17 protein-coding genes are annotated in these 16918 nt (G+C 69.2%); 7 read left to right on the forward strand and 10 right to left on the reverse strand.

Annotated features, from left to right (window positions below; translation table 11 throughout):
• Positions 1–78: 78 nt before the first annotated feature.
• From FBY35_RS27310 to coxB, 3 genes are read right to left on the reverse strand one after another with little or no spacing between them, the layout of a single operon-like run.
• Positions 79–477: a cytochrome c oxidase subunit 4 gene (locus FBY35_RS27310; protein WP_142216625.1), complete on the reverse strand. Its 399-nt coding sequence runs from the start codon at positions 475–477 to the stop codon at positions 79–81.
• A complete protein-coding gene (gene ctaD / locus FBY35_RS27315) occupies positions 474–2210 on the reverse strand; it encodes a cytochrome c oxidase subunit I (RefSeq protein WP_142216626.1) in 1737 nt (578 codons plus the stop codon). The genes FBY35_RS27310 and ctaD overlap by 4 nt, the downstream gene beginning before the upstream one ends.
• On the reverse strand, positions 2207–3163 hold the full coding sequence (gene coxB, locus FBY35_RS27320; RefSeq protein WP_142216627.1) for a cytochrome c oxidase subunit II: 957 nt from the start codon (positions 3161–3163) through the stop codon (positions 2207–2209). The genes ctaD and coxB overlap by 4 nt, the downstream gene beginning before the upstream one ends.
• A gap of 340 nt (positions 3164–3503) precedes the next feature.
• Between coxB and FBY35_RS27325 the strand changes: the two genes are divergently transcribed.
• Entirely contained in the window at positions 3504–4886 is a 1383-nt protein-coding gene (locus FBY35_RS27325) for a cysteine desulfurase/sulfurtransferase TusA family protein (RefSeq protein ID WP_142216628.1), read from the forward strand.
• Between the two features lie 58 nt (positions 4887–4944).
• Here the strand turns inward: FBY35_RS27325 and FBY35_RS27330 are convergent, their stop codons facing one another.
• Positions 4945–5919 carry a carbohydrate kinase family protein gene (locus FBY35_RS27330; protein WP_142216629.1) on the reverse strand — a complete coding sequence of 325 codons (975 nt, stop codon included), beginning with the start codon at positions 5917–5919 and terminating at the stop codon, positions 4945–4947.
• A gap of 130 nt (positions 5920–6049) precedes the next feature.
• Between FBY35_RS27330 and FBY35_RS27335 the strand changes: the two genes are divergently transcribed.
• Both FBY35_RS27335 and FBY35_RS27340 read left to right on the forward strand, forming a co-directional pair.
• Positions 6050–6256, forward strand: a complete 207-nt coding sequence (locus FBY35_RS27335; RefSeq protein WP_142216630.1) for a hypothetical protein — start codon at positions 6050–6052, stop codon at positions 6254–6256.
• 105 nt (positions 6257–6361) lie between these two features.
• Positions 6362–7834: a hypothetical protein gene (locus tag FBY35_RS27340; protein ID WP_142216631.1), complete on the forward strand. Its 1473-nt coding sequence runs from the start codon at positions 6362–6364 to the stop codon at positions 7832–7834.
• 81 nt (positions 7835–7915) lie between these two features.
• On the opposite strand, the gene FBY35_RS27345 is transcribed toward FBY35_RS27340, so the two are convergent.
• Positions 7916–8272: an iron-sulfur cluster assembly accessory protein gene (locus FBY35_RS27345; protein ID WP_142216632.1), complete on the reverse strand. Its 357-nt coding sequence runs from the start codon at positions 8270–8272 to the stop codon at positions 7916–7918.
• Positions 8273–8548: 276 nt separating this feature from the next.
• On the opposite strand from FBY35_RS27345, the gene nadA reads away from it, so the two are divergent.
• A complete protein-coding gene (gene nadA, locus FBY35_RS27350; RefSeq protein ID WP_142216633.1) occupies positions 8549–9739 on the forward strand; it encodes a quinolinate synthase NadA in 1191 nt (396 codons plus the stop codon).
• A 110-nt stretch (positions 9740–9849) separates the two neighbouring features.
• Here the strand turns inward: nadA and FBY35_RS27355 are convergent, their stop codons facing one another.
• From FBY35_RS27355 to FBY35_RS27370, 4 genes are all read right to left on the reverse strand, one after another.
• A complete protein-coding gene (locus FBY35_RS27355) occupies positions 9850–10536 on the reverse strand; it encodes a response regulator transcription factor (RefSeq protein WP_142216634.1) in 687 nt (228 codons plus the stop codon).
• Positions 10533–11753 (reverse strand): sensor histidine kinase, encoded by a 1221-nt coding sequence (locus FBY35_RS27360; protein WP_142216635.1) that lies wholly within the window; start codon positions 11751–11753, stop codon positions 10533–10535. Before FBY35_RS27360 ends, FBY35_RS27355 begins: the two co-directional genes overlap by 4 nt.
• A 151-nt stretch (positions 11754–11904) precedes the next feature.
• Positions 11905–12183 carry a PspA-associated protein PspAA gene (locus FBY35_RS27365; protein WP_142216636.1) on the reverse strand — a complete coding sequence of 93 codons (279 nt, stop codon included), beginning with the start codon at positions 12181–12183 and terminating at the stop codon, positions 11905–11907.
• Positions 12184–12192: 9 nt separating this feature from the next.
• Positions 12193–12987, reverse strand: a complete 795-nt coding sequence (locus FBY35_RS27370) for a PspA/IM30 family protein (protein ID WP_142216637.1) — start codon at positions 12985–12987, stop codon at positions 12193–12195.
• Positions 12988–13332: 345 nt separating this feature from the next.
• Here FBY35_RS27370 and FBY35_RS27375 point away from each other — a divergent pair, with 345 nt between their 5' ends.
• From FBY35_RS27375 to FBY35_RS27385, 3 genes are all read left to right on the forward strand, one after another.
• Positions 13333–13929, forward strand: coding sequence for a DUF3043 domain-containing protein (locus tag FBY35_RS27375; protein WP_142216638.1), 597 nt, complete (start codon positions 13333–13335; stop codon positions 13927–13929).
• 110 nt (positions 13930–14039) lie between these two features.
• Complete coding sequence (locus tag FBY35_RS27380) at positions 14040–14723, forward strand: class I SAM-dependent methyltransferase (RefSeq protein WP_399208955.1); 684 nt, start codon at positions 14040–14042, stop codon at positions 14721–14723.
• Between the two features lie 104 nt (positions 14724–14827).
• Positions 14828–16597 (forward strand): ABC transporter ATP-binding protein, encoded by a 1770-nt coding sequence (locus FBY35_RS27385; RefSeq protein WP_142216639.1) that lies wholly within the window; start codon positions 14828–14830, stop codon positions 16595–16597.
• Positions 16598–16705: 108 nt separating this feature from the next.
• Here the strand turns inward: FBY35_RS27385 and FBY35_RS27390 are convergent, their stop codons facing one another.
• A complete protein-coding gene (locus tag FBY35_RS27390; protein WP_142218194.1) occupies positions 16706–16915 on the reverse strand; it encodes a hypothetical protein in 210 nt (69 codons plus the stop codon).
• Between the last annotated feature and the right edge of the window lie 3 nt (positions 16916–16918).

The raw sequence follows: 16918 nt of genomic DNA on the forward strand, positions 1-16918 counted from the left end.
GACTGCAAATGGAGGAGGCCCGGATCCCCCTCAGGAGTGAGGGGGTCCGGGCCCGTCCCGTGTGTTGCTGACGCAGCGTTACTGGTTCTGGTTCTCACCGCGGTAGTACTCGAACACCCAGCCGAAGAGGCCGACCAGGATCAGTGGCGCCGAGAAGTACAGGATCCACCAGCCCATCGCGACGGCGAGGAACGCGAGCGCACCGCCGACGGCGAGCGAGAGCGGCTGCCAGCTGTGCGGGGAGAAGAACCCCACCTCGCCGGCCTCGTCCGCCACGTCGGCGTCCTTGTTGTCCTGCGCCATGGCGTCCACTCGCCGGGCCGTGAAGGCCAGGTAGTAGCCGATCATGATGCTCAGGCCGAAGCCCAGGAAGAGCGCGGTGGTACCGGCCGGCTCCTTCGACCACACGCCATAGACGGTCGCCATGGCGAGGATGAAGACGCTCAGCCAGAGGAACATCTTGCCCTGGATCCTCACTTGCCTGCCTCCTTACCGCCGGTGATGGCCGAGCCGGCGCCGTGCGTCTCGAGCTGGTCGAGCGCCGCGATCTCCGGGTGATGCAGGTCGAAAGCCGGGGATTCGCTGCGGATCCGCGGCAGGGTGAGGAAGTTGTGCCGCGGCGGCGGGCAGGACGTCGCCCATTCGAGCGAACGGCCGAAGCCCCACGGGTCGTCGACCTCGACCTTCTTGCCGTACTTGGCGGTCTTCCAGACGTTGTAGAAGAACGGCAGGACCGACATACCGAGCAGGAACGAGCTGATCGTGGAGATCGTGTTCAGCGTGGTGAAGCCGTCGGCGGCCAGATAGTCGGCGTAACGACGCGGCATGCCCTCGGCACCCAGCCAGTGCTGCACCAGGAACGTGCCGTGGAAGCCGATGAACAGCGTCCAGAAGGTCATCTTGCCGAGCCGCTCGTCCAGCATCTTGCCCGTGAACTTCGGCCACCAGAAGTGGAATCCGGCGAACATCGCGAAGACCACGGTGCCGAAGACGACGTAGTGGAAGTGCGCGACGACGAAGTACGAGTCGGAGACGTGGAAGTCCATCGGGGGCGAGGCCAGGATGACGCCGGTCAGTCCACCGAAGGTGAAGGTGACCAGGAAGCCGATCGTCCAGAGCATCGGTGTCTCGAAGGACAGAGAGCCCTTCCACATGGTGCCGATCCAGTTGAAGAACTTCACACCGGTCGGTACCGCGATCAGGAAGGTCATGAAGGAGAAGAACGGCAGAAGCACGCCGCCTGTGACGTACATGTGGTGAGCCCACACCGTCACGGACAGACCGGCGATCGCGATGGTCGCGCCGATCAGGCCGATGTAACCGAACATCGGCTTGCGTGAGAAGACCGGGATGATCTCCGAGACGATGCCGAAGAAGGGCAAGGCGATGATGTACACCTCTGGATGGCCGAAGAACCAGAAGAGGTGTTGCCACAGCAACGCGCCGCCGTTGGACGCGTCGAAGACATGCGCACCGAACTTGCGGTCCGCCTCCAGCGCGAAGAGCGCGGCGGCCAGCACCGGGAAGGCGAGCAGGACCAGCACACCGGTCAGCAGCACGTTCCACACGAAGATCGGCATCCGGAACATCGTCATGCCGGGAGCACGCATGCAGATGATCGTGGTGATGAAGTTGACCGAACCGAGGATCGTGCCGAAGCCGGAGAAGGCCAGACCCATGATCCACATGTCGGCGCCGACACCCGGCGAGCGGACCGCGTCCGACAGCGGGGAGTAGGCGAACCATCCGAAGTCGGCGGCACCCTGCGGGGTGAGGAACCCGGCCACGGCGATGATCGAGCCGAAGAGGTACAGCCAGTACGCGAACATGTTCAGCCGCGGGAACGCCACGTCGGGCGCGCCGATCTGCAGCGGCATGATCCAGTTCGCGAATCCGGCGAACAGCGGCGTCGCGAACATCAGCAGCATGATCGTGCCGTGCATCGTGAACGCCTGGTTGAACTGCTCGTTCGACATGATCTGCGTGCCGGGACGGGCCAGCTCGGCGCGCATGAAGAGCGCCATCAGGCCGCCGATGCAGAAGAACGCGAACGACGTGACCAGGTACATCGTGCCGATGGTCTTGTGGTCAGTGGTCGTCATCCACTTCACAACCACATTGCCCGGCTGCTTGCGCCGTACCGGCAGCTCGTTCTCGTACGAGTCGTCAGCTGCTGCGGCGGCACCCTGAGGTTCGTTGAGGATGCTCACAGTTGGTTCTTCTCCGCATTCCTGGCCGGGTCCGTCTGCGCGATGCCCGACGGGATGTAGCCGGTCTGACCCTGCTCCACCAGCTCCTTGAGGTGCTGCTGGTAGCGCTCCGGGGAGACGACCTTGACGTTGAAGAGCATCCGGGAGTGGTCAACACCGCAGAGCTCGGCGCACTTGCCCCTGAAGGTGCCCTCACGGGTGGGGGTCACCTCGAAGACATTGGTGTGCCCCGGGATGACGTCCTGCTTGAACAGGAAGGGGAGCACCCAGAAGGAGTGGATGACATCGCGGGAGCTGAGGATGAACCGGACCTTCTCGCCCTTGGGCAGCCACAGGGTCGGGCCCGGGTTGCCGGTCTGCGGGTTCCGGGTGCCCGGGATGCCGGCGTCGTAGACGCCGCCCGCGTTCGCCGGAAAGTCCTCGCGGTACTTGTCCGGAATGGCGCCCAGGTTCTTGTCGGCCTTGGCGTCACCCGTGGAGCCTTCTACGTTCTCGATGTAGTTGAAGCCCCAGCTCCACTGGTAGCCGACCACGTTGACCGTGTGGACCGGCTTGGACAGAGCCAGGAGCTTCGTCTCGTCACGAGCGGTGAAGTAGAAGAGCACCGAAACGATGATGAGCGGAACGACCGTGTACAGGGCCTCGATGGGCATGTTGTACCGGGTCTGCGGAGGTACCTCCACCTTGGTGCGGCTGCGCCGGTGGAAGATGACACTCCAGATGATCAGCCCCCACACCAGGATGCCCGTGACGAGCGCTGCCGCCCACGAGCCCTGCCAGAGGGAGAGGATCCGGGGCGCCTCCTCCGTTACCGGGGTGGGCATTCCCAGGCGGGGGAAGTCCTTGTATGTGCAACCAGAGGCGGTCGCCAGGACCACGCCCGCGGTCAGCACCTGGAGCAGCTTCCGCCGCATCGGGCGCCGCGACGAGCGGTCGGAGCCGTTGGGACTCACGTAGCGCCTTCCCGAGAGTCTCGGCCCGCGCGGCATGCCGCGGCCGTCTCGCTGGTCGGTCGCCGGCCCTGACGCGGGCAGGGGTTTGGATGTTTATGCGGACCAAACCCTACTGGACGCTATTTGGGGTCGCGCGGGGAGGGTGCCCAACGCGCCGTCCGACACCCCGAAGGGATGGCCGACCCTTGTCATTGGGCCTGAATCCCGGCCTCCGGGCGCCCGTCTGCCCACGCCCATCGCGGACGTGACGAGTTCAACCTGCCACGGCGGGCAACCACCAACGCCCCCTGGCCAAAGGCAGGCACGGACGCGGTGACGTGTAGCGAGTTAGCGTGGCGATGTGCCTTACTTCGATGTCGCATCCTCCGCTCCGCTGCACCCGGTCGCCCGGCAGGCCCTGCAGGCTTCCCTCGACGAGGGCTGGGCCGATCCGGCCCGCCTGTATCGCGAGGGGCGGCGTGCCAGACTGCTGTTGGACGCGGCGCGGGAGGCGGCGGCGGAGGCTGTGGGCTGCCGCCCGGACGAGCTCGTGTTCACTCCTTCGGGGACGCGCGCGGTTCACGTCGGAATGTCGGGCGTGCTCGCGGCGCGTCGGCGTGTCGGTCGTCACCTGGTCGTTTCCGCCGTCGAGCACTCCTCGGTGCTCCATTCTGCGGGCGCGCACGAAGGGGCGGAGGGCGGGACGGTGACCGAGGTCCCGGTGGACCGGGCGGGCTCGGTGTCCGCGGCCGCGTTCGGCGCGGCCCTGCAGGAGGACACCGCGCTGGCCTGCCTGCAGTCCGCCAACCACGAGGTGGGCACGGAGCAGCCGGTCGCCGAGGCCGCCGACGCCTGCCGGGCGGCCGGGGTACCGCTGCTGGTTGACGCTGCGCAGTCACTGGCGTGGGGACAGGTGGGCGGGGACTGGTCGCTGCTGACGGGCAGCGCGCACAAATGGGGCGGCCCGGCGGGGGTGGGGCTGCTCGCCGTACGCAAGGGTGTCCGGTTCGCCCCCCAAGGTCCCGCCGACGAGCGGGAGTCGGGGCGGTCGGCGGGCTTCGAGAACATCCCGGGGATCGTGGCGGCTGCGGCCTCGCTGCGGGCGGTGCGCGCGGAGGCTGCGGACGAGACGGTACGTCTGCGGGCGCTGGTGGACAGGATCCGCTCACGCGTGCCGGAGCTGGTCCCCGACGTGGAGGTGGTGGGCGATCCGGTGCGGCGCCTCCCCCACCTCGTCACCTTCTCGTGTCTCTATGTCGACGGAGAGACTCTGCTGCACGAGCTGGACCGGGCCGGGTTCTCCGTCTCATCGGGCTCGTCCTGTACGAGCAGCACGCTCACGCCGAGCCATGTGCTGAAGGCGATGGGTGTGCTCTCGGAGGGAAACGTCCGCGTCTCGCTCCCCCTGGGGACGCCGGAGGGGGAGGTCGACCGCTTCCTGGAGCTGCTGCCGGGGGTGGTCGCGGAGGTACGCGAACGCCTCGGCGCGCCCGTCTCGCCTCCCTCGACCGGGGGGACGGCGTCCCTGGTGGTGGACGCGCTGGGCAAGCGGTGCCCGATCCCGGTGATCGAACTGGCGAGGGTGATCGGGGACGTGCCGGTGGGTGGCACGGTGACGGTGCTCTCGGACGACGAGGCGGCGCGGCTGGACATTCCGGCGTGGTGCGAGATGCGCGGGCAGGAGTACGTGGGGGAGGAAGGGGCGGAGCGGGGCGTGGCGTATGCGGTGCGGCGGGTCGTCTGAATGTCCGCCGGTCGGCCTGAGTGTTCAGGCCGACCGGCCCCGTCGCAGCCCCCGGGGGTTACTTCAGGTGGGTTCGGACCTCGGCGGCCGCGTCATGGCCGTACGCTTTGGTGAAGCGGTCCATGAAGTGCGCCCGGCGCAGCGTGTACTCCTGCGTGCCCAGCGTCTCGATCACCAGCGTCGCCAGCATGCAGCCCACCTGCGCCGCGCGCTCCAGGCTCACGCCCCAGGACAGACCCGACAGGAAGCCCGCCCGGAAGGCGTCACCGACACCGGTCGGGTCGACCTTGGCGTCCTCCTGGGGGCAGCCGACCTCGATCGGCTCCTCGCCCTCCTGCTCGATGCGGACGCCGTTCGAGCCGAGGGTGGTGACCCGGTGGCCGACCTTGCCCAGGATCTCGGTGTCGCTCCAGCCGGTCTTGGACTCGATGAGTCCCTTCTCGTACTCGTTGGAGAAGAGGTAGGTGGCGCCGTCCAGGAGCGTGCGGATGTCGTCGCCGCTCATCCGCGCGATCTGCTGGGAGAAGTCAGCGGCGAACGGGATGGAGCGGGTCCGGCACTCCTCGGTGTGACGGAGCATCGCCTCCGGGTCGTCCGCGCCGATCAGGACGAGGTCGAGGCCGCCGACCCGGTCCGCGACGGACTTCAACTCGATCTGCCGGGCTTCGCTCATCGCGCCGGTGTAGAAGGAGCCGATCTGGTTGTGGTCGGCGTCCGTGGTGCACACGAAACGCGCGGTGTGCAGGACCTCGGAGATCCGGACGGACGCGGTGTCCACACCATGGCGGTCGAGCCAGGCGCGGTACTCGTCGAAGTCGGATCCGGCGGCGCCGACAAGGATCGGCCCGCTGCCGAGCTGGCCCATGCCGAAGCAGATGTTCGCGCCGACACCGCCCCTGCGGACATCGAGGTTGTCGACCAGGAAGGAGAGGGAAACCGTGTGCAGCTGTTCCGCGACCAGCTGGTCGGCGAAGCGGCCGGGGAAAGTCATGAGGTGGTCGGTGGCGATGGAGCCGGTGACTGCGATTCGCACGGCGAAGACGCTCCTGTGGCGGGGTGGCGTTGACAGTTAACGCTACCGGGTTTGGGGACGTGCGCTGAAGTGCGGAAACTACCCGATAGTAGGCCTTTTTTGATGGACCCGCGCTGCATACGGTGCGGATATGACGAAGCCCATCGCCCGGCGCGAGCCGCGAGAGTCCGAGATCAGTCTGGCCCAGCTGCGCGGAGACTGCGCGCGCATGGCTCCCCACTGGGTCGTGCCCGCGGCCGCCGTTCCCGCGCCGGTGCCTCCGTCGCGCATCCATGGTGTGGTGGTCCCGGCCTCTTCGGCGAGGCTGCTCGACGCCATGTCCGAATACGGCGACTGACCCCAACGGCGCACAGCCGAGGGCGCACGAGGGAACCGTGCGCTTCCCCGCTCCGTCCCATCCGTGACCCCGTGCGACGGGGTCACGGAGACAAGGAGCGATGCGGTGAGCAGCACGGAAGACACGCACGAGGGTCCCCGCCGCCGGCGTTCCCCGTTCGCCGTCGCCTCGGTGGCGGCGGCGGTGCTGGTCGCGGGCGGGGGTACGTACTTCGCGACCGCGGGCTTCGGAGGCGGCCACGACAGCGCCGACACCAAGAGCGGTGCGCCGGGCCACGACGGCGATCCGCCTCCGCTCGCTGTCGACGGCCGTACGAAGGGCGGGGACCGGGGCGGCATCGCGCCCGGCGAACCCGACCCCTCGGGCGGCGGCGTGGTCTACAAGGCGGGGGGCAAGCTTCCTGCCGGACCCGACGAGGCCGCTGTCCACCGTACGAAGGGCACTGTGACCGCGGCCGAGGTGACCTTGCTGGCGAAGGCGCTCGGACTGCCGGGCACGCCCCGGCTGGTCGGCCCGGCCTGGAAGATCGGGGCGGACAAGGACGGCGCGGGACCGCTGCTCCAGGTCAACAGGCAGGCGCCGGGCACCTGGACCTTCGCCCGGTTCCTGGCGACACCGGGCGGCGACAACTGTCTGAAGGGCAAGGAATGCCCCGCGCGCGGTGGGACCTCGCCGAGCGGCGGGAGCCCGGTGAGCGAGGAGGCCGCGAAGAAGGCCGCCTCGCCCGTGCTGAAGGCGCTCGGTCAGAGCGACGCCGATCTGGACGCACGTCAGCTGATGGGCGCGGTGCGTGTGGTGAACGCCGACCCGCTCGTCGACGGGCTGCCGACATACGGCTGGACGACCGGGATCCAGGTCGGCGCGGACGGCCAGGTGGTGGGCGGCAGCGGGCAGTTGAAGAAGCCGGAGAAGAGCGACGAGTATCCGGTGATCTCGGCGCAGGAGGCGCTGAAGCAGCTGAACAAGGACTCCCGGAGCGGTGGCACGATCGGGATCGGCGGCTGCGCCACACCGGTACCCCTGGAGGGCGAGCAGAAGCCCGACACCCCGTGTGCGCCGAAGAGGGTGAAGGGCCCGGAACAGCTGACGGTCACCAAGGCGGTCTTCGGTCTGGCAGCGCAGTCTGTGGAAGGGCAGCAGGCGCTCGTGCCGTCGTGGCTGTTCGAGGTGAGGCCGAAGGGCGGCGCCCAGCCGTTCACGGTCACACAGCTCGCGGTGGACCCGAAGTATCTGAAGGAGTCCGTTCCGCCGAAGCAGGACATCAGGCCGACCGAGCCGCAGCAGTCTCCCCCTGTGCGGTCCGACCGGCGCATCGAGTCGTACACCGTGAGCGGGCGCACTCTGGCTCTGACCTTCTGGGGCGGTGTGTGCAGCGACTATGCGGCGAAGGCGGGCGAGAGCGGCAGCGCGGTCACGGTCCGGATCGTCGAGACGAATCCCGACCCGGACCGGGTCTGCATCGCCATCGCCAAGGAGATCACCGTGAAGGTGACGCTGGACAAGCCGCTGGGCGACCGGAAGGTCGTGGACGCGGCGACGGGTGAGGCCGTCCCGGCGAGGCCGGTCCCGGCGAAGTAGCACGCGAGCACACGAAGGCGGCGGTCCCGGTGTCCGGGCCGCCGCCTTTCGTACGTGCGACGTACGAAGACCTAGGGGGACTTAGCTGAAGGAGTCGCCGCAGGCGCAGGAGCCGGTGGCGTTCGGGTTGTCGATCGTGAAGCCCTGCTTCTCGATCGTGTCCACGAAGTCGATGGACGCGCCACCCAGGTACGGGGCACTCATCCGGTCGGTGACGACCTTGACGCCGCCGAAGTCCTTGACGACATCGCCGTCGAGCGAGCGCTCGTCGAAGAACAGCTGGTAGCGCAGGCCCGAGCAGCCGCCGGGCTGAACGGCGACCCGCAGCGCCAGGTCGTCCCGGCCTTCCTGGTCCAGCAGGGCCTTGACCTTGGCCGCGGCGGCGTCGGACAGGAGGATGCCGTCGCTCGCGGTGGTGGTCTCGTCCGATACGGACATCTGCTTCTCTCCCGGGTTGTACGGAGACTGCTTGCCGACGGTTGCAACCGGCGGGGACCCGGATTCATTCCGGGCGAGCCCTAGTCTTTCCTCTTCATGCTCGCACATCGGCTCGGCAAGGAGCACCGGCCTGTGAACGGCGGGGTGTACCGGGGGTGTACGCGAGGGAGCAGGGGGGTGCGTCACATCGACGCTATGGACATCGTCAAAGTGACGTGAAGCAGTTATGATAGATAGCGTCAAATAGACGAGAAGTGCCTCTGCAGAAGAGAAAGGGTGCGTGACGTGACCACCGCCCAAGCCCGCCCCGAGCTCGACGTCCAGCCGACGCCGCTCGCCCTGCTGCTGCTCGGCCGTGAGGCCGACCCCAGGAGCGAGCGCGGCGTGGAGTGCCCCGGCGACCTGCCCTCCCCGTCCGACCCGGACCTGGTGGAGCGCGCCCGCGCGGCCAGGGAGAAGCTCGGCGACAAGGTCTTCGTCCTCGGCCACCACTACCAGCGCGACGAGGTCATCCAGTTCGCCGACGTCACCGGCGACTCCTTCAAGCTGGCGAAGGACGCCGCGGCCCGCCCGGAGGCCGAGTACATCGTGTTCTGCGGTGTGCACTTCATGGCCGAGTCCGCGGACATCCTGACCTCCGACGACCAGAAGGTCGTGCTGCCCGACCTGGCCGCCGGCTGCTCGATGGCCGACATGGCGACGGCCGAGCAGGTCGCCGAGTGCTGGGACGTGCTGTCCGAGGCCGGTGTGGCCGAGCAGGTCGTGCCCGTCTCGTACATGAACTCCTCGGCGGACATCAAGGCCTTCACCGGCAAGCACGGCGGCACGATCTGCACGTCGTCGAACGCGAAGCGTGCGCTGGACTGGGCCTTCGAGCAGGGCGAGAAGGTGCTCTTCCTCCCCGACCAGCACCTGGGGCGCAACACCGCGGTGCGCGAGATGGGCATGTCGCTCGACGACTGCGTCCTGTACAACCCGCACAAGCCGAACGGCGGGCTGACTGTCGAGCAGCTGCGGGACGCCAAGATGATCCTGTGGCGCGGGCACTGCTCGGTGCACGGCCGCTTCTCGCTGGACTCGGTCAATGACGTACGTGAGCGGATCCCGGGCGTGAACGTCCTCGTCCACCCCGAGTGCAAGCACGAGGTCGTGGCGGCCGCGGACTACGTCGGCTCGACGGAGTACATCATCAAGACGCTCGAGGCGGCCCCGGCCGGCTCCAAGTGGGCGATCGGCACCGAGCTCAACCTCGTCCGCCGGGTCGCGAACGCGCACCCCGACAAAGAGGTCGTCTTCCTCGACAAGACGGTCTGCTTCTGCTCGACGATGAACCGCATCGACCTGCCGCACCTGGTGTGGGCGCTGGAGTCGCTGGCCGAGGGCAACCTGGTCAACCGGATCCAGGTCGACAAGGAGACAGAGAGCTTCGCGAAGCTCGCTCTGGAGCGGATGCTGGCGCTGCCGTAACGGTCGCACCGTGTACGCGTGAGGGGCGCCCCGGCCGGTCAAGCCGCGGCGCCCCTTTTCCGGCGGCCCCCTGCCCCCGCTCGCCCCAGCGGACCGTGCGTACCGTCGGCTCACTCCACCCTTGGACGCACCAGGCCGGATTCATACGCCACAACCACCAACTGGGCGCGGTCGCGTGCGCCCAGTTTCGCCATCGCCCGGTTCACATGGGTCTTGACCGTCAGCGGGCTGACCTCCAGACGCTCGGCGATCTCGTCGTTGGAGTGGCCGCCGCCAACCAGGACGAGGACCTCGCGCTCGCGGCCGGTGAGCGCGGCAAGGCGCTCGGAGTACGCCTGGGTCTCCTCACCGTCGTCCGAAGTGCCGCCCTGCGCGAGGAACTTGGCGATCAGGCCCTTGGTGGCGACCGGAGAGAGCAGCGCCTCGCCCGCGGCGGCGATCCGGATGGCGTTGAGCAGCTCGTCGGGTTCCGCGCCCTTGCCGAGGAAGCCCGAGGCCCCGGCCCGCAGCGACTGCACGACGTACTCGTCGACCTCGAAGGTCGTGAGCATGACGACCCGTACATGGGCCAGCTCCGGGTCCGCGCTGATCATGCGGGTCGCGGCGAGCCCGTCCGTGCCGGGCATCCGGATGTCCATCAGGACCACATCGGCCTTGGCGGAACGGGCCAGGGCGACCGCCTCGGCGCCGTCCGCCGCCTCGGCGACGACCTCCATGTCGGATTCGGAGTCCACCAGGACCCGGAACGCGCTGCGCAGCAGTGTCTGGTCGTCGGCGAGCAGCACCCTGATCGTCATCTGTCCTCCCCCGTACGGGTCTTGAGGGGAAGTATCGCCTGCACCCGGAAGCCGCCGCCGTAACGGGGGCCCGCGGTCAGCGCCCCGCCCAGTGCCGTGACCCGCTCGCGCATCCCGAGCAGCCCGTGGCCGCCGCCGTCCGTCTGCCCGTCCGGCTCGGCGCCGTTGTCGAGGACCGTGACCTCCAGCGTCGGGCCGACCCGGATCACGCTGACCTCGGCCTTGGCCTCCGCGCCCGCGTGCTTCTGCACATTGGTCAGCGCCTCCTGGATGATCCGGTACGCCGCGAGGTCGACGGCGGCCGGGAGCCGGACGCCGTCGTCGGCGCGGGCCACCTCGACCGGCAGTCCGGCGTGCCGGAAGGTGGTGACCAGGTCACCCAGGACCTCCAGGCCGGGGGCCGGTTCGGTGGGGGCCTCCGGGTCGCCGGACTGCCGCAGCAGCCCGACCGTGGCACGCAGTTCATTGAGCGCCGAGCGGCTGGCATCCCGCACATGGGCGAGGGCTTCCTTGGCCTGGTCGGGGCGTTTGTCCATGACATGCGCCGCGACACCGGCCTGCACATTGACCAGGGCGATGTGGTGCGCGACCACGTCGTGCAGATCGCGGGCGATCCGCAGCCGCTCCTCGGCGACCCGCCGCCGGGCCTCCTCTTCGCGGGTGCGCTCCGCGCGCTCGGCCCGTTCCCTGATCGCGTCGACGAAGTCGCGCCGGCTGCGCACCGCATCGCCGGCGGCCGCCGCCATCCCGGTCCAGGCGAAGATGCCGAGGTTCTCCTGCGTGTACCAGGGGGGCGAGCCGAAGAGCATCGCCGCGCCGGTCAGCACGGTCATGGTCAGCAGGCCGACCCGCCAGGTCGTGAGCCGGTCGGTGCGCGAGGCGACCGTATAAAGAGCGATCACCGCGCTCATCGCGACCGGCGCCGGCGGCTCACCCACGACCAGCTCGAAGACGGAGACGAATCCGGTGAAGGCGAGGACGGCCATCTGGTTGCGGCGGCGGAAGACGAGCGCCCCCGCCACCAGGACCATGAGCACCACACTGCGCAGCTCGGGGGTGCGGCTGCCGAAGTCCGGGCCGTGCCGCCCGTTCGGATCGGCGAAGGACCCGGCGACCATGCAGATCAGGACGACCACGGCCAGTGCCCCGTCCAGCGCCAGCGGGTGCGCGCGGAGCCATTGCTGGGTGCGGGCGAACCCGGTGGCGAGTGAGGTCACATCGAGCCACGGTACGGCGTGCCGCACCAGCCGCGTGCACCCGCGAGCACAGCAGAAGACAGCAGAATGCCCCGCCCCCGATCAACTCAACCGGGGCGGGGCACGCTGTCTGTTGGAGTGAGAAGGCCGGCCCAGGGGTCGGCCGGGATCGTCAGCCCGGGATGAGGCCGTCGTCGCCGAGCAGCTCCCGTACATCCTCGAGCGTCGCGTCCGGAGCGGGAAGGATCAGCTCGGACGGCTCCAGGGAGTCGTCCGGCAGCGGCTCGCCGAGCTCCCGGACCTTCTCCAGGAGCGCGTGCAGAGTGCGGCGGAAGCCGGGGCCGTCGCCGCTCTCCATCTCGGTCAGCAGCTCGTCGTCGAGCTTGTTCAGTCCGGTGAGGTGGCGCTCCGCCACCTCCAGCTGACCCTCCCCCATGATCCGTACGATCATGACGAGTCCCTACTGCTTGTCGAACTTCGGGCTGCTCTGCTGCGAAGCGGCGTCCTGTGTGCCATTGCCGCCTTCGATGGCCTGCTGCGAGGAGCTGCTGCCGCCCGCGAGCTCGGCCTTCATCCGCTGCAGCTCCAGCTCCACATCAGTACCACCGGAGATGCGGTCCAGCTCGGCGGCGATGTCGTCCTTCGCCATCCCGGACTGGTCGTCCAGGGCGCCGGAGGCGAGCAGCTCGTCGATCGCGCCCGCCCTGGCCTGCAGCTGAGCGGTCTTGTCCTCGGCCCGCTGGATGGCCAGGCCGACGTCACCCATCTCCTCGGAGATGCCGGAGAATGCCTCGCCGATCCGGGTCTGTGCCTGGGCCGCGGTGTAGGTGGCCTTGATGGTCTCCTTCTTCGTACGGAAGGCGTCGACCTTGGCCTGCAGCCGCTGAGCCGCGAGGGTGAGCTTCTCCTCCTCGCCCTGCAGCGTCTGGTGCTGGGCCTCCAGGTCGGTGACCTGCTGCTGGAGCGAGGCGCGGCGGGACAGTGCCTCGCGCGCCAGGTCCTCACGGCCGAGTGCCAGCGCCTTGCGGCCCTGGTCCTCCAGCTTGGTGGACTGTCCCTGCAGCTGGTTCAGCTGCAATTCCAGCCGCTTGCGGGAGGTCGCCACATCGGCGACTCCGCGGCGCACCTTCTGCAGCAGTTCCAGCTGCTTCTGGTACGAGTAATCGAGGGTCTCGCGCGGATCCTCGGCCCGGTCAAGGGCCTTGTTTGCCTTCGCGCGGAAGATCATCCCCATACGCTTCATGACACCGCTCATGGGCTTCGCGCGCCCCCTTCTGACGGACTCAGCTTCAGCACTCCAACAGAACCCACAGTACGGGCCCTGCATCCATTACCGCACTGTTCGGGAGCGGATGTGCTCCTCCCCAAGGACGACTGCTCACGGAGCCGATCCGGCCCAAGGAGTAGGTGACCGTCAGGGAAAGCGCGGACGACGACCGCTCTGTCCGGCTTGTGGCCGGCTTCTGTCCTGTACTGACGCTCGGTGTCGCGGGATCGTTCCCCGCCGGCGTGGGGTGTCCGCCCTACGTCTGCCACCACTGCCCTCCAAAGAGGGACCTGCGGTCCCGCACCTCCTCCTTACCCCGTACCCTTGGGCTTTGTGTTTGGTAGCCGTTCCAGAGAAGAGAAGTCCCCCACCGACAAGGTGAAGCTGGACCTCTCCAAGCAGCCCCGCGACCCCGAGGCCCCGAAGGGCCGCCCCACGCCCAAGCGCAGTGAGGCCCAGACCCAGCGCCGCCGTGCCTCCAGCGCCCCGGCCGACCGCAAGGAGGCCGCGAAGCGCCAGCGCGAGGCCCGCCGCGCGGACCTTGCCAGGCAGCGCGAGGCACTCGCCAGCGGCGACGAACGGTATCTGCCGGCCCGTGACAAGGGACCGGTCCGCCGGTTCGTGCGGGACTTCGTGGACTCCCGCTTCTGCGTCGCCGAGTTCTTCCTGCCGCTCGCGGTGGTGATCCTGGTCCTGAGCATGGTCCGGATCGGCTCGCTGCAGAACATCGCACTGCTGCTGTGGCTCGGCGTGATCGTGCTGATCGTCGTCGACTCCATCGGCCTGGCGTTCCGTATGAAGAGGCAGCTGGGCGAGCGCTTCCCGGACGAGCCCAAGCGCGGCGCGGTCGCCTACGGCCTGATGCGTACACTCCAGATGCGCCGACTGCGCCTGCCGAAGCCGCAGGTCAAGCGGGGAGAGCGGCCCTGAGCCAGGAAACCTCCGGATTCGAGGGCGCTTCGGCCACCTGGCTGGCCGGTCTTGGCGGACTGCGCAACCTGGTACGCCAGGAGCTCGTCGCCCGTCAGCTCGACGAGCAGATGGCCGCGCGCTACCCCGTCGGGCAGCGGCTGCGGATCCTCGATGTCGGCATGGGCCAGGGCACCCAGGCTCTGCGCCTGGCGCGGGCCGGTCACGCCGTGACCGGCCTGGAGTCCGACGCCACGATGATCAAGGCGGCCCGCGAGTCGCTGGCAGGTGAGCCCGCCGGGATCCGCGAGCGGGTCCGGCTGATCGAGGGCGACGGCCGCGACACCGGGGTGCACTTTCTGCCCGGCAGCTTCGACGTGGTGCTCTGCCACGGAGTGCTGATGTACGTCCAGGAACGGGACGCGATGCTCGCGGGCCTGGCCAGGATGCTTGCGGCCGGTGGTCTTCTCTCCTTGCTCGTGCGCAACGGCGACGCTCTCGCCATGCGGCCCGGCCTCACCGGGGACTGGCCCGCGGCACTTACCGCCTTCGACTCGGACATGTACACCAACCGGCTCGGACTGTCGGTGCGCGCGGACCGTCTGGAGGCGCTGACGGCGACCCTGGCGGGGATCGCGGCGCCGCTGCACGCCTGGTACGGCGTACGGGTCTTCACCGACAACGTGCCGAACGACGCCGAGCTGCCCGCAGCGACGGAGCTGCATCGGCTGCTGGCCGCGGAGGACCGGGCGGGGCGCACGGAGCCCTACCGCCGGGTGGCGGCGCTCCTGCATCTGTGCGGAGTACGCGGCTGAGGCCACGCCCGCAGCCGCCCGCGGCCAAGGCCGCATCCGGCCGAGTTCGTGGCTGAATTCGGCTTGGGCTCAGGCGCGTTGGTGTCTTTCGCGTCCTCAACGAAGTGACCACCGCAGAAAGCGCAGAGAAGCCGCCCGTCAGACTCCCGGCCCGGGAGACATGGCGGGCCCTGTACGCACATTTCCGGCCGCACCGCTGGGTCGTCGCGCTCGGCGCGTCCCTGGCCCTGGTGGGCACTGTGACCGCTCTCGCCCAGCCGCTCGCCGCCAAGTCCCTGGTCGACAAGCTCGGCCGGGACGAGTCGATCACCGGCGTCCTGCTGCTGCTCACCGGTCTGGTGGTGCTCGGCACGGCCATCGAGGCGGTGGGCACGTACATCCTGGAGCGCACCGCCGAGTCCGTGGTCCTTGCCGCCCGCCGCTCACTGATCGGGCGGCTGCTGCGGCTGCGGCTGTCCGAGGTGGAGCGCACCCAGCCCGGCGATCTGATGTCCCGGGTGACCTCCGACACCACGCTGCTGCGTGCGGTGACCACCCAGTCGATCGTTTCGGCGGCGACCGGCGGGCTCGCCTTCCTCGCCACGATCGTGATGATGGGGCTGATGGACGCGGTGCTGCTGGGCGTCACGCTCGGCGTGATCGTGCTGATCGGCGGCTGTGTGGGCCTGCTGATGCCGAAGATCGCGCAGGCGACGAAGCGTTCGCAGGAGGCGGTCGGCGAGATATCCACCGTGCTGGAGCGGGCCTTCGGGGCCTTTCGTACGGTCAAGGCTTCCGGCGCCGAGGAGCGCGAGACGGAGGTCGTGTCCAAGGCGGCGCGCGAGGCGTGGCGGCACGGCGTACGGTCCGCGAAGTGGCAGTCGGCGGCCTGGTCGTCGGTGGGCCTGGCCGTGCAGGTGTCGTTCCTGGCGGTACTGGGAATCGGCGGTGCGCGGGTCGCCTCGGGCGCGATCTCCGTCTCGACGCTGGTGGCCTTCCTGCTGTTTCTCTTCTATCTGATCGACCCGGTGTCGAAGCTGGTGGAGGCCGCCTCGCAGTACCAGGTGGGGTCGGCGGCGATCGCGCGGATCGTGGAGGCGGAGCGGCTGGAGACGGAGGCGCTCTCGCCTCCGCAGGGCGCCTGGGGAACGGGGCCCGCGGCGGTCGTGTTCAAGGACGTCGCCTTCCGCTACCGGGACGATCTTCCCTTTGTCCATCAGGGCGTCTCGTTCGAGGTGCCCGGCGCCGGAATGACGGCCTTCGTCGGCCCGTCGGGCGCGGGCAAGACGACGGTCTTCGGGCTGATCGAGCGCTTCTACGAGGCTGACGGCGGCCGGATCACGGTGGACGGCAAGGACATACGGGAATGGCCGCTCGCCGATCTCCGGGCCTCGATCGGTTATGTCGAGCAGGACGCTCCGGTGCTGTCGGGGACGCTGCGCGAGAACCTGGTCTTCGCGGCGCCGGACGCGAGCGAGGAGCAGATCCGGGACGTTCTCGTGCGCGCGAGGCTCGACGCTCTGGTGGACCGGCTGCCGGACGGTCTCGAGACGGTTGTGGGGCACCGCGGTTCCAAGCTCTCGGGCGGCGAGCGGCAGCGGGTGGCGATCGCGCGGGCGCTGCTGCGGCGCCCGCGGCTGCTGCTTCTGGACGAGGCGACCTCGCAGCTGGACGCGGTCAACGAGATGGCTCTGCGGGATGTGGTCGCCGAGGTGTCGCGCGAGGTGACGGTGCTCGTGGTCGCCCACCGGCTGTCGACGGTGACCCTGGCGGACCGGATCGTGGTGATGGACGCGGGGAAGGTACGGGCAGTGGGGACGCACGAAGAGCTGGTGGCGTCGGATCCGTTGTACGGGGAGCTGGCCGCGACGCAGTTCCTGGCGACGGCGCGCTGATCGCGTGAGGTGCGTATGCACCTTCGGCCCCAGTCCTCAGACGCCGGAGGGGCCGAGATCAGCCCCTCCGGCGTCTGAGGCGCGGAGGTCCGGGGGCACAGCCCCCGGCTATCCCTCGCTCGCGTGCAGGCTCATCGGCCCGTAGATCTTCGTGCCGTCCTCCGACAGCACCACCTGGTCCGCGCCGCCCTCCAGCAAGTCCTTCCAGAACTCACCGATCCAGGACTCCGCGTCACCCTGCGTCGTGAACTCCTCCGGCTGCACCGCCGGCTGGACCTCCGTTCCGTCGGACTTCTCGAAACGCCACGTCCATGCCATGTC

Source organism: Streptomyces sp. SLBN-118, from assembly GCF_006715635.1.
Taxonomy (GTDB): Bacteria; Actinomycetota; Actinomycetes; order Streptomycetales; family Streptomycetaceae; genus Streptomyces.